Here is an 11,750-nt window from a genome sequence, read left to right as displayed (position 1 = left end):
GGTAGCAGGGCCCCGGGCATTCAAGTGTTCGCCCGGGGACCTGTCGGCTGTGGTCTTGTGTTTGTCTAATCTACGCGAATTTCTCAGCCGGGGAACGTCTGGACGCCAATGGATTCGAGTGCGCCGGACTTCGGGTTCTTGACCAGGCAAAGCTGGCTTTCAGTTCCCTGAATGAAGCAGACCATGGGGCGCTCTTCCTGGCGGGCCCGCTCATAGATCTCCCGCGTCACGCCTTCTTCTGCATAAAACGGAAATTCGCCGGCCTGCGGGCCTTCAGCGCCTTCAGGCCAGACCGGCAGCTTGGCGGATGTCGCGACATCGACATAGCCGCTGATCCAGTCCAGCAGGGCTGCCTGCATGTCGGTGAGGGTTTCGATGCCGTAAAAACCGAACAGGTCGTTCTGATCAAAGGTAGCCTGATATTCAATGCCACCGGACTGATTGAAGACCGCGAGCGAGACTTCCGCAGACCCGCATTCGCCCTGTGCATCGGCTTCAACCGAATAGGTGTCCAGCCAGACCGCTTCGACGGACTGCGAGCATTCTTCCGCCGCTGCATTCTGGCTCAGCGAGAGCGCGAGCCCCCCAAGCACCACGCCGGTGATCGCGATGTTAAGTGTCTTGGAAAAAAGGAAATTCCGGAACGACATACCTGCCTCCAAATCGACTCGGATCGAGCCGGCCGGACTGTAGACCCGGGGTAGAACAGCAGCAACAGATTTGCTGCGTCACCCCTCCGGTGTCATTGCCAGCTGGGGTTCGGCACTGGAAGTGTCCTTTGCCACGCTTTCGAGTTCTCCCAGCTCGAGATCCTCGATCCGGCGGCTGCGCTTGGAGATCTTGTCGGAGGAAATCAGGATCTGGTCGATATCCTTGTTCGCCTGGGCGAAATGGGCCTGAAGCTTGCCGACGCGGTCGTTCAACCGGCTGACATCAGCAACCAGGTGGCCGACTTCCGCCTGGATCAGATGGGCCTGCTCGCGCATCTTGGCATCGCGCAGTACCGACTGGATCACCTGGATCGACAACATCAGCAGCGACGGCGAGACGATCACCACCCGGGTGCGGTGCGCCTTCTGGATCAGATCCTCGAAGCTCTCGTTGAGTTCTGCAAATACGCTTTCCGATGGCACGAACAGGAACGCGGTATCCTGCGTCTCGCCGGGCAGAAGGTATTTCTCGCCGATGTCCTGAATGTGTTTGGTGAAGTCGCGGCGAAACTGGGCCTGGGCATATTTCAGCTGGTCGTCGGTTTCCGCATTGCGCAGCAGGTTGAAGGCTTCCAGCGGAAACTTGGCGTCGATGGCCAGGGGCGGCGCTCCGTTCGGCATGTGGATCAGGCAGTCCGGGCGGCTGTTGTTCGACAGCGTTGCCTGGAAGGAATAGGTGCTGGGCGCCATCTGGTCCTGGACAATCGCTTCCATCCGGCCCTGACCGAAGGCGCCGCGGGTCTGCTTGTTGGACAGGATAGCCTGCAACTGGCCAACCTGGCCGGAGAGATCGGTAATCGTGCGCTGCGCCCGGTCGATCACCGCCAGCCGCTCGTGCAGGTGTCGGAGGCCATCCTGCGTGCGCTTGCTGGTGTCGGCCATCGAAAGGTTCAGCTTGTGGCCCATGCCGTCCAGGCGCTCGTTGACGGCGCGCATCATGTCGGACTGCCGCGAGCCGAACACTTCCGCCATCGTCTGCATGCGGCCGGTCATTTCCCCCTGAGATTTCAGAAGTTGCGAGAGATGGCTTTCCAGCTCGTGAATACGCTCGCCGGCCACTGCGTCCGATTCGGCACGCAAACGGATCTCCCGCATGGTCTTCAGGACCAGCCAGACAATCAGCGCCAGAAGAAACAGGCCGCCGGCGATGGCAGCTTCCAGAACCGTCACCGGACGGCCACTCAAATCGAACAGGATCTCATTCATGAAACAAACATAGAACGATTCGGGGCGAAGGCCCATCCGCGCGGCAGGAGAGAGCTGTGGTCTTCTACCAGGTAGCCGGTCCGGTCGAAGGCGTTGAAAACGGGAGGCTGCCGCGCTATTTCCGCGTTGACCGGAGCGCTCCGATTTCTTATGTCAGGCGCATGACAATACGCCCGATCATCACCATTCCCGATCCGGTCCTGCGCGAGGTGTGTGCACCTATCGTGACCGTCGACGACGACGTCCGCAAACTGGCCGACGATATGCTGGAAACCATGTACGATGCCCCCGGTATCGGACTTGCCGCCAGCCAGATCGGGCTGCTGCAACGCATCTTCGTGCTGGACGTCGCCAAGGAAGACGCGCCGAAAGAGCCGATGGTGTTCATCAATCCGAAGATCGTCTGGTCGAGCGAGGACCTGTCCGTCTATCAGGAAGGTTGCCTGTCGATCCCCGATTACTACGAGGAGGTCGAGCGGCCTGCCGAAGTAACGGTCCAGTTTCTCAACCGGGAAGGCGCCGAACAGGAGATCAAGGCCGACGGGCTTCTGGCAACCTGTATTCAGCACGAGCTTGACCATCTCAACGGGAAGCTGTTCATTGACTACCTGTCGAAGCTGAAGCGCGAACGCGTTGTCAAGAAATTCACCAAGCAGGCAAAGCTGGCCGGAAAACTCTGATCCGCTGCTGCCTGGCTGAAACCGGGGGGCGGCATAAATGGATCAGGTCCTGTTCCTGAAACTCTTCGCTGCGCTCTTTGCAATCATGAACCCGATTGCAAACCTGCCGGTGTTCTTGTCGCTCACCGCCGACAAAGGGCCGGGGTTTGAGCGCAAGGTTGCCCTGACGGTGCTGATTGGCCTTGCCCTTGGCTCCGCATTCATCGGCCTCACGGGCGACGCCATTCTCAAGGTCTTCGGCATCAGCCTGGATGCGTTTCGGCTTGCCGGTGGTTTCCTCATTCTCCTGATCGCGCTCAACCTCATCTCCGGTGAGAAGAGCAAGGCGCATCATGGGACGGACGAGGAACAGGAACATCATTCCGAACAGGACAATCCTGCAATCTATCCGCTGACCGTACCGATCCTGCTCGGACCGGGAACGATCTCGACCATGATTATCTACCGTGGCCAGGTCACGGATCTTTCCCACGAAATTGCGTATATCGCTGCCATTGCCGCCTCCATCGCCGTTCTCGTAGGCACGTTCTTCGCCGCCCCGTTCCTGTCGAAGTTCCTCGGCCAGACCGCAACCAGCGTCATGAGCCGCCTGATGGGGATGATCCTGGCGGCTATTGCGATGGAAATGATGGTCGGAAGCCTAAAGGTCCTGCTACCAGGCCTGGCTTGAAGCGAGCTGACGCCACGCGGCAGGCCTGATCGATTTCGCACTTCCAGGAAGGAGTCGCGCTGGGTGCAGGGGCGCCAACAACGCACGCTGCCCCCTTGCAACACCCGCCGCGAGACGCAATAAGGGCGCAGATCTTCAAAACCCCTCAGGAGCCTCATGTCCTTACGCGTCATCTTCATGGGCACCCCGGATTTCTCGGTGCCGACCCTCATGGAAATCGTCGGCCAGGGCCACGACGTGGTCGCCTGCTATTCGCAGCCGCCGCGTCCTGCGGGCCGGGGCATGGACCTGAAGAAATCGCCGGTTCATGAGGCCGCTGAATCTTTCGGTATTCCGGTGTTCACGCCGCAGAGCCTCAAAGGGGCAGAAGAGCAGGAGGCCTTTGCGGCCTTGAATGCAGATGTCGCGGTGGTGGTTGCCTACGGCCTTCTCCTGCCGAAACCGATCCTGGAAGCGCCGGAATACGGTTGTCTCAACCTTCATGCTTCCATGTTGCCGCGCTGGCGCGGCGCGGCGCCCATCAACAGGGCGATCATGGCAGGTGACAAAGAAACAGCCGTTCAGGTGATGCGCATGGAAGAGGGGCTCGATACCGGCCCCGTCTGCATGTCGGAAACCGTTGCCATCGGCGAGAACATGACGGCCGGTGATCTTCACGACAAGCTGTCTTCGCTCGGCGGGGATCTGATGGTTCGGGCGCTGGCGGCCTTGTCGCGCGGGGCGCTTGGAGACCAGACCCAGGCCGAGGACGGTGTCACCTACGCGGCCAAGCTCTCCAAGCAGGAAACCCGGATCGACTGGTCGAAACCGGCTGCGGAGGTTCACAACCACATTCGCGGCCTGTCACCCTTTCCCGGTGCCTGGTGCGAAATGCCGCTCGGCGGCAAGATGGAACGGGTCAAGGTCCTGCGCAGCACGCTTGGCGAAGGCTCCGGCACGCCGGGATCCGTCCAGACCGGTGGGGATGTGCCGGTGATTTCCTGCGGTGCGGGTGCCGTACGTCTGGAACAGGTTCAGCGGGCCGGCAAGAAGCCGATGAGCGGCGCGGAATTCCTGCGCGGAGCATCGCTTTCTGACGGCACGGTTCTGGACTAATCTGAGGTTCGAGGAGACCGACATGACCCAAGCTGCCGAAGCTGCCGGCCTTGCCATCAGAAACGTGACTTCTGACGATGAAGCTTCCGTCAGAGAGCTGGTCACCGCTGCCTTTCCATCCGACATGGAAGCCCGCCTCGTGCACACGCTGCGTCATTGCGGCGCTCTGGTGCTGGAACAGGTCGCGGTCGATTCCGGCGGCCGGATCGTCGGACATATCGCCTATAGCCGTGTCACCCCGGCTGCCATCGGTCCGGGGCAGGGCATGCAGGTTGTCTGCCTTGCGCCTGTTTCCGTCTGGCCGGACCTGCAGAAGACCGGCATCGGTTCGGCGCTGATCAAGGCCTCTCTGGAAAGCCTGAAGGATCTGGGAGAGGACCTTGTTCTGGTGCTCGGCCCGCCGTCCTATTATCCGCGCTTCGGTTTCGATCCCGTGCTGGCACGCAAGGTGCAGGGACCTTATGCGGGCGATGCCTTCATGGCGCTTGCGCTGACGGAAGCCGGATCGCGGGACCTGCCAATCGAGGTGGCCTTCGCCACACCCTTTGAAGAATTCGAGTAATGCCCCGCTACAAACTGACGGTGGAATATGACGGCAGGCCGTTCAGCGGCTGGCAGCGCCAGGCGAACGCGCCGTCCGTCCAGGCGGTGATCGAACGTGCCGTGAAGGCATTCTCCGGTGAGGAGGTGACCATCGGCGGCGCCGGTCGCACAGACACCGGCGTCCACGCCACCGGGCAGGTCTGCCATGTGGATCTTTCGAAGGCCTGGGACGCAAGAACGGTCATGGGGGCGCTGAATTTCCATTGCCAGCCCCATCCGGTGGTGATCCTGGATGCTGCGGAAATGCACGAGGGCTTCGACGCGCGCTTTTCCGCGATCCGCCGCTCCTACCGCTATCGCATTCAAAATAGGTTGCCACCGCTCACCCACCAGCTTGGTCTTGCCTGGCATGTGAAGGTGCATCTCGATGAGGACGCCATGCACGCGGCCGCGCAGGAATTCGTCGGTCATCACGACTTCACCACCTTCCGTCACACGCGCTGCCAGGCAAAAAGCCCGGAAAAGACGCTGGAGGAATTCCGGGTCTACCGCGAGGGCGAGTTCGTCATTGCCGAATGCGCCTCACGGTCCTTCCTCCACAATCAGGTGCGCTCGATGGTTGGCTCCCTGCGTCTGGTCGGTGAGGGCAAATGGGGGCCGGGTGATGTCACCAAGGCCCTGCAAGCCCGCGACCGGAACGCCTGCGGCCCGGTGGCGCCGGCAGACGGGCTTTACCTGACCCGTGTCGACTACCGCTCGGCGGAAATGGACATCGAACTCAAGAAGGACTGGCAAGCTCGCAAAGCCGTGTTGGGCGCCGGAGAAGGTGAAGAAGACGGCGACGCGTGAGAGGACCCCCTTTAGCCCGTCATAACGTCTCCTCGGGTATCTCCACGCATTTCTTGTAAAGGTGCCAGGTCGTATGACCGAGGATCGGCAGGGATACGACCAGACCCAGGAACGCCGGTGCCATCGAGACGATCAGAACCGCGGTTACGACAAAGGCCCAGCCGATCATCGGGACGGGCGATGTGAACACGGCGCGCACGCTGGTGATCATGGCTGTGATGAAGTCCCGATCTTCTTCCATCAGCAACGGGAAAGACACCACGGTCAGCGAGAACAGGATCAGCGACAGGATTGCACCCACCACGTGGCCAACGGCCAGGAACATCAGGCCTTCCGGGGTGGAGATGACCTGGGTCAGAAACTCGTCGAACGAGGCAAACGACCGGAAGCCGAGGAACAGCGCCAGCAGCAGGCGCACCTGATACATCCACATGATCTGGATGAACAGAACCACGAAGGCCATCCAGGAAAGTTCACGCCCCTTTTGGGCCCACATGGTGCCGACGATGCGTGACCAGGAAAGCTCCTCACCATTTTGGAGACGCCGGCTGACCTCGTAGAGACCAACCGCGGCGAATGGCCCGATCAAGACGAAACCGGCCGCTGCCGGATAGGACAGGTAACTCATGTTGAGTGCGGCCGCGCTCAAAACGACGAACAGGCCCCCAAGAGCGAAAAACGCGCCGATCGCCAGGCCGTAGACCGGCGCCCTGCGGAAATCAGCCAGACCCGCAGCGAACGCGTCGATCACGTCGTTGACGGTAATCTTGTTGACCTTTGGCATGGGCCGCAATCCAGTTGTTGCGGATGCCCCGCTACCGTGCGGGGTTGACGTGTTGTCACTCATCAGGCGGCTTCCTCCCAAAAGCATATTGCCCGCCCGCCTCCCGCGGACAGGCAATCTTAGGCACGGAACGGTGTCCGGCTCAATCGGGAGAAGGGCTTATGCGCCGGTTAAATCCGACGTGAAGCGCGGGCAGACCTGCGTGCCATGTTATCCGGTCGTGAAAATGGGGAGCAGGAGCTTTGGGCCCATCCTTTGAGACGGCCTGGCGGCCTCTTCAGGATGAGGCTGCGGTTTGCTGAAGCCTTTCCTCCCCGTATCGCCTCATCCTGAGGAGCCGCGATGGCGGCGTCTCGAAGGTTGGGTCACAAACGCTGTGCCCACCGCTCTCACAGGCGAAGCGGCAGGCCGGTCTGTTGCAGGCGAAGCAAGGCAGCGCCTCACTCGGTAGCCGGCTTCTTGTCCATGTCGGCGGCTGCTGCAGCCGCAGCTGCTGTGACGGCTTCCTTTTGCTTGTCGTCCAGCTTCGCGGTGTCGGGAATGTTGACCCGCACCTCCTTGCGCGCGAACTGGATGCCGTTTTCCTCGAACGCCTGTTGAACGCGCTTGTAGATTTCCTTGCGGATGCCGAACTGCTTGCCGGGTTTGGTGGTGTACTTGCCGCGCACCACGATGCCGACGTCGTCGACATCGGCAACGCCCTGTCCCTTGAACGGGGCCAGAATGTCGTCCTTGAACTCTTCCATCTCCATGATTTCCTGGCCGATCCGCTTGAAGAGCTTGCGAACCTTCTCGACATCCGTGTCGAATGGAACGGTGAACTTCAGCTTCATGATCACCCAGTCTCGGGACAGGTTGGTGAGCTTCGGGATTTCGCCATAGGGGACGATATGAACGGCACCACGCGTGCCGCGCAGCTGCAGGGACCTTATCGAGATTTTCTCGATAGTGCCCTGTGTGCCGCCCGCATCGATGAATTCACCCAGACGGAAGGCATCGTCCATCAGGAAGAAGATGCCTGAGACCACGTCGCGCACCAGGGTCTGCGCCCCGAATCCGACTGCCAGGCCAACGACACCGGCACCGGCCAGAAGCGGCGTGATGTTGATGCCCAGCTGGCTGAGGGCGAGCAGCGTGGTCAGGGTCAGGATCGTGATCTGCACGACGACGCGGATCAACGGCAGGATCGTTGCCAGGCGCGACTTGCCGGCCCCGCCCATCTCCGCGTCTTCATCTTCGTTGGAAGGCGGCGGCGAATCCTTGGCGAGCTGGTGGGCAACCCAGAGATTGGTGATTTCCCAGGCAAGGTAACCGGCGGCCAGAATAAGCAGGAAGATAACCGTATGCCGGGCGACCGAGGACCCGTCTTCCGCGCCGAGCGCGAGCAGATTGAGACCATAGATCCTGCCGACCATCAGCACCAGGAAGGCAAGCAGGGCCACGCGGGCAATGCGCACGTAGCTGTGCCGGGTCTGCATATGGGCAGCTTCCGCAACCGGACCTTCCCCGCGCATGGGCGGAACGATGTGGGAGACGATGCCGCGTACCATCGTGTCGAGAAACGGCGCGAACACGACCAACGCAATCACGGCGAGAGAGCGTCCCGCGGTCAGCGCCTCGATGCCCATGCTGGTTGTTATCTGAACCAGCAGCCAGTTGAAGGCGATGAAGGCAATCGAGAAGTAGGGCCAGAACCGGGCCATGCGTTCCAGGCCGCTGGTTGGCTGGTGCTCATCACCCAGAATGATGCTCGTCAGGCCATGACGGGCGTTCCAGATGACCATGACGATCCAGAGATTGACACCAAAGCCGATGAAGAAGCGGAAGGTTTCGGCAACATCTCCGTCGCCGGCCTCGATCATGATGTTACGAAGGAAGAACGTGACGCCAACAAAGGCGAAGAGGCTCGTGAAGCTGCGGTAAAGCGACTTGGCGGTGGTGTCGTCCGCGGTGACGAGGCGCAGCTCGCTCCGATGCGGCGCCAGGGCAAAACGCAGCAGGGCTGCGACGATGCGTGGCAGGAAAACGATCCAGTAAACCGCCTGAAAGGCAAAGGCTCTGGCGACAGGATCGAAAATCGCGATCTTGCCGACAGCGAAGGCGACGATTGCAAAAACAATCAGCCCGCCAAGATCAAGCGCGGCACGTGTGGAGACCAGTTTGACAGTTTCAAAGAGGCTGTGGGGCGCATGGCTCTGGATCTTTTCCCGGCGGGAAGCGAAAAGCCGGTTGACCAGGAACTCGGCGGCAAACCCGGCTGCCAGGATGAGGGCGATCGCACCAATGAAGATATGCACCGGTCCTGCGACCGTTCCCGCAAACAGTGCGCCGATACTGGAGAAAAGGCTGCTGAAGAGCTCCGGCAAGGTTCTGAAATTGTTGGCAATCAGCGCGCCGAACTGATCGGCTGCGGTCTGCACCTTCTCGATCAGTTCGACTTCTTCTGACGGAGGCGGGGTCTGCGCGCCCTTGGCTGCGGCACCTTGCTGCAGCAGGGTCATCAGGTCGGTCAGCGCCTTCACCTGTTCCGGATCGAGATCGGAGACAAGCTTTTCCATGGCTTCGGGCTGAAGCTGCGACGGAAGGTTTTTTCCGGTGTCCTGTGCGATGGCCGGCAGTGCCATAACGGACAAGAACGCCAGAAATACTGAGAATGCACAGGCAGTTAGTCTAGTCTTCCAGGCACCGGTCATCAGCGAGCCCCCTCGTCGGCAGTGAACCTTCAAAATTAGGATTGGCACGCCGAACGTGCAAAATCCATTAAAATTACCCAAGGTAATAGGGGTGCAAACTATACGACTGGCACAATTCGCATGATTACGCACTGGCCAAGGCCGGTGCGACTGTGTAACAGACCTTGATCCGGCCCGCGTATGCGTCTACCTCCTTGCCAGATCAATCGAACCTGAGCTGGATGGAATGACAACGCCCCCACAGAGCGCGAATACTGCCCCGGGGCCGATCTGGGCCCTTTTGAGCCCTATCGGTCGTATGGGCCGGGAACCCTATTGGCTGTGTTTCCTTGTCAGCTGGATCATCTTTGGCATTGCGCTGCGGATCTGGTGGCTTTCCTCCGCTGAAACGCCGACGCCTGAATCCATGATTTCCGGCGACTACATCGGCACGAATCCGCTGTTTCCGGTTCTGTTTTTCGTTCTGCAGTGGGTGGAACTGGCACTGGTCGTCAAGCGGCTGCAGGACATCGGTCAGAGCGGGTTCCTCGCACTTTTGATCTTCGTTCCGATTTTGAACGTGATCATGCTGATCTTTCTCGGCGTTGTGCCGAGCCAGGGCCAGCCGAACCGCCATGGCCCGATGCCAAACAGCTACTGGCGCAAGCGCTGAACGCGCGTGAGCCCTGCATACGACTAACCAAAGAGACTGTTTCATGCCCACTTCCGCCGTCGCAATCGCACAGGACCTGATCCGTTGTCCGTCCGTGACCCCTGCCGAAGGCGGCGCGCTGGCATCGCTGGAAGCGTTGCTCGGCAAGGCCGGGTTTGCCGTGTCGCGCGTCACGTTCCAGGACGAGGACACGCCGGACGTGGAGAACCTGTTTGCCTCCATCGGCAGCGGTGCACCGCATTTCGTCTTTGCAGGCCACACGGATGTGGTTCCGGCCGGTGCCGAGAGCGACTGGCGGCACGGCCCGTTTGAGGGGACCATCGACAACGGCATGCTGTTTGGCCGAGGCGCAGTCGACATGAAAGGCGGCATCGCGGCCTTTGCAGCAGCAGCGCTTGATTACGTTGCCGAAAAAGGCCCGGATTTTGGCGGCACGATTTCCTTTCTCATCACCGGCGACGAGGAAGGCCCGGCAGTCAACGGCACCGTCAAGCTGCTTCAGTGGGCCAGGGAACAAGGGCATGTGTTCGATGCCTGCATCGTCGGCGAGCCGACCAATCCGGATGTGCTCGGCGATGCCATCAAGGTCGGGCGGCGCGGATCGCTGTCCGGCACCATCACGGTCCGGGGTGTCCAGGGCCATGCCGCCTATCCGCATCTGGCTGACAACCCGATCCCGGGCCTGATCCGCCTTCTGGCCGCGCTTGATGCGCTGGAACTGGACAAGGGCAACGAACGGTTTCAGCCGTCCAATCTGGAGATTGTCTCCGCTGATGTCGGTAATCCGGCCTTCAACGTCATTCCGGCGCGGGCAGAAGCCCGTTTCAACATTCGCTACAATGACGAATGGACGCTGGAGAGCCTCAAGGCCCGCATCACCGAGACGCTTGAAGCGGTAGACCTTGGAAACCTGGCGCTTGGGCTGGAGTTCAAGCGCGATGCCAGCGAATCCTTCCTGACGCGGGACGAAGTCCTGATCGAAGCCCTGAGCAAGGCTGTGGAAGCGGAAACCGGCCGGGTTCCGGAGCTTTCAACGGGCGGAGGAACATCAGACGCCCGCTTCATAAAGAACTACTGCCCTGTCGTGGAATTTGGCCTTGTCGGCCAGACGATGCACAAGGTGGACGAATGTGTCGCGGTTGAGGACCTTGACCGGCTGGCAGCAATCTACAAAAAATTCCTCTTCAGCTATTTTTCCGGAGCAGACGGGAATTGATCAGCAAGGTCGAAATTCGCGCGGCATTGGACGGGTCCTGGTTGCTTCTGCGCAACCGTCCGGAAGGAATGGCGTTTTTCGACCAGTCCATTCAGGGGTTCTGGCGTTCGTTCTCCGTCATCTTTCTGCTGGTGCCGGTTTACGTGGTCAGTTGCCTTGCGGAAAAGCGGCTCTTTTTCGCCGAGAACCTCTACCATCCCGATGCCTTTCCGAACGGTAGCTACTGGTTTGCCCAGTTCCTGGGAATGGGCGTCGACTGGCTGGCACTACCGTTGTTGCTGGCGTTGCTGGCAGCGCCGATAGGCATTTCGAACCGCTACGTGTCGTTCATTGTCGTACGCAACTGGACAAGCCTGCTCGCGTCGGTGCCGTATCTCTTTACCTACATCCTGTTTCTTCTGGACGTTATCTCGCCTGGCATCGTTGTCTTGTTGTCGCTGACCTGCCTCTTTGTCGTGATCTGGTATCGCTACCAGGTCGCCCGCATCGCGCTTCAGACAACCGTGAGCCTGACCATCGGAGTCGTCGTCCTGGATGTGTTGCTCACGCTCGTGATTTCCCAGGTGGTCGGGCTATTGTGGGGCGCATGAAAAACCCCGCCGGGTTAGGGCGGGGCTTTCCGGATTTCCAGATGTTGGAGCGCTCGCGGCGC

At 60.4% G+C, this 11,750-nt stretch carries 12 protein-coding genes; 8 read left to right on the top strand and 4 right to left on the bottom strand.

The features are described from left to right. Positions 1–83: 83 nt before the first annotated feature. Both ACP90_RS24285 and rmuC read right to left on the bottom strand, forming a co-directional pair. Positions 84–650 carry a hypothetical protein gene (locus tag ACP90_RS24285; RefSeq protein ID WP_062490506.1) on the bottom strand — a complete coding sequence of 189 codons (567 nt, stop codon included), beginning with the start codon at positions 648–650 and terminating at the stop codon, positions 84–86. A 78-nt stretch (positions 651–728) separates the two neighbouring features. Further along, the gene (gene rmuC / locus ACP90_RS24280) at positions 729–1,916 is read right to left on the bottom strand and encodes a DNA recombination protein RmuC (protein ID WP_062491946.1); all 1,188 of its coding nucleotides are present in this window, start codon (positions 1,914–1,916) and stop codon (positions 729–731) included. A 161-nt stretch (positions 1,917–2,077) separates the two neighbouring features. On the opposite strand from rmuC, the gene def reads away from it, so the two are divergent. The 5 genes from def (at position 2,078) to truA (ending at position 5,753) form a co-directional block, all read left to right on the top strand. Continuing rightward, entirely contained in the window at positions 2,078–2,596 is a 519-nt protein-coding gene (gene def / locus ACP90_RS24275; RefSeq protein WP_031268905.1) for a peptide deformylase, read from the top strand. A 37-nt stretch (positions 2,597–2,633) separates the two neighbouring features. Continuing rightward, a complete protein-coding gene (locus ACP90_RS24270) occupies positions 2,634–3,266 on the top strand; it encodes an NAAT family transporter (protein WP_055657472.1) in 633 nt (210 codons plus the stop codon). Between the two features lie 156 nt (positions 3,267–3,422). Further along, positions 3,423–4,361, top strand: coding sequence for a methionyl-tRNA formyltransferase (gene fmt, locus ACP90_RS24265; RefSeq protein WP_022999767.1), 939 nt, complete (start codon positions 3,423–3,425; stop codon positions 4,359–4,361). 22 nt (positions 4,362–4,383) lie between these two features. Next, entirely contained in the window at positions 4,384–4,923 is a 540-nt protein-coding gene (locus ACP90_RS24260; protein ID WP_062490504.1) for an N-acetyltransferase, read from the top strand. Continuing rightward, entirely contained in the window at positions 4,923–5,753 is an 831-nt protein-coding gene (gene truA, locus ACP90_RS24255) for a tRNA pseudouridine(38-40) synthase TruA (protein ID WP_062490502.1), read from the top strand. The genes ACP90_RS24260 and truA overlap by 1 nt, the downstream gene beginning before the upstream one ends. Positions 5,754–5,772: 19 nt before the next feature. On the opposite strand, the gene ACP90_RS24250 is transcribed toward truA, so the two are convergent. Further along, positions 5,773–6,600 carry a DUF2189 domain-containing protein gene (locus ACP90_RS24250; RefSeq protein ID WP_062490499.1) on the bottom strand — a complete coding sequence of 276 codons (828 nt, stop codon included), beginning with the start codon at positions 6,598–6,600 and terminating at the stop codon, positions 5,773–5,775. Positions 6,601–6,977: 377 nt separating this feature from the next. Next, complete coding sequence (locus ACP90_RS24245; protein WP_208993398.1) at positions 6,978–9,161, bottom strand: mechanosensitive ion channel family protein; 2,184 nt, start codon at positions 9,159–9,161, stop codon at positions 6,978–6,980. Between the two features lie 295 nt (positions 9,162–9,456). Between ACP90_RS24245 and ACP90_RS24240 the strand changes: the two genes are divergently transcribed. Genes ACP90_RS24240 through ACP90_RS24230 form a run of 3 tightly spaced genes read left to right on the top strand, consistent with a single transcriptional unit; the run spans position 9,457 to position 11,688 of the window. Continuing rightward, positions 9,457–9,882 (top strand): DUF805 domain-containing protein, encoded by a 426-nt coding sequence (locus ACP90_RS24240; RefSeq protein WP_031268909.1) that lies wholly within the window; start codon positions 9,457–9,459, stop codon positions 9,880–9,882. Between the two features lie 43 nt (positions 9,883–9,925). Then, on the top strand, positions 9,926–11,098 hold the full coding sequence (dapE, locus tag ACP90_RS24235; RefSeq protein ID WP_062490495.1) for a succinyl-diaminopimelate desuccinylase: 1,173 nt from the start codon (positions 9,926–9,928) through the stop codon (positions 11,096–11,098). After that, positions 11,095–11,688, top strand: a complete 594-nt coding sequence (locus ACP90_RS24230) for a hypothetical protein (protein WP_022999774.1) — start codon at positions 11,095–11,097, stop codon at positions 11,686–11,688. The genes dapE and ACP90_RS24230 overlap by 4 nt, the downstream gene beginning before the upstream one ends. Positions 11,689–11,750: the final 62 nt, after the last annotated feature.

The organism is Labrenzia sp. CP4 (assembly GCF_001579905.1).
Lineage (GTDB): Bacteria > Pseudomonadota > Alphaproteobacteria > Rhizobiales > Stappiaceae > Roseibium > Roseibium algicola.
The sequence above is the reverse complement of the archived record's forward strand: the minus strand, read 5'-3'. Positions and strand labels throughout refer to the sequence as shown.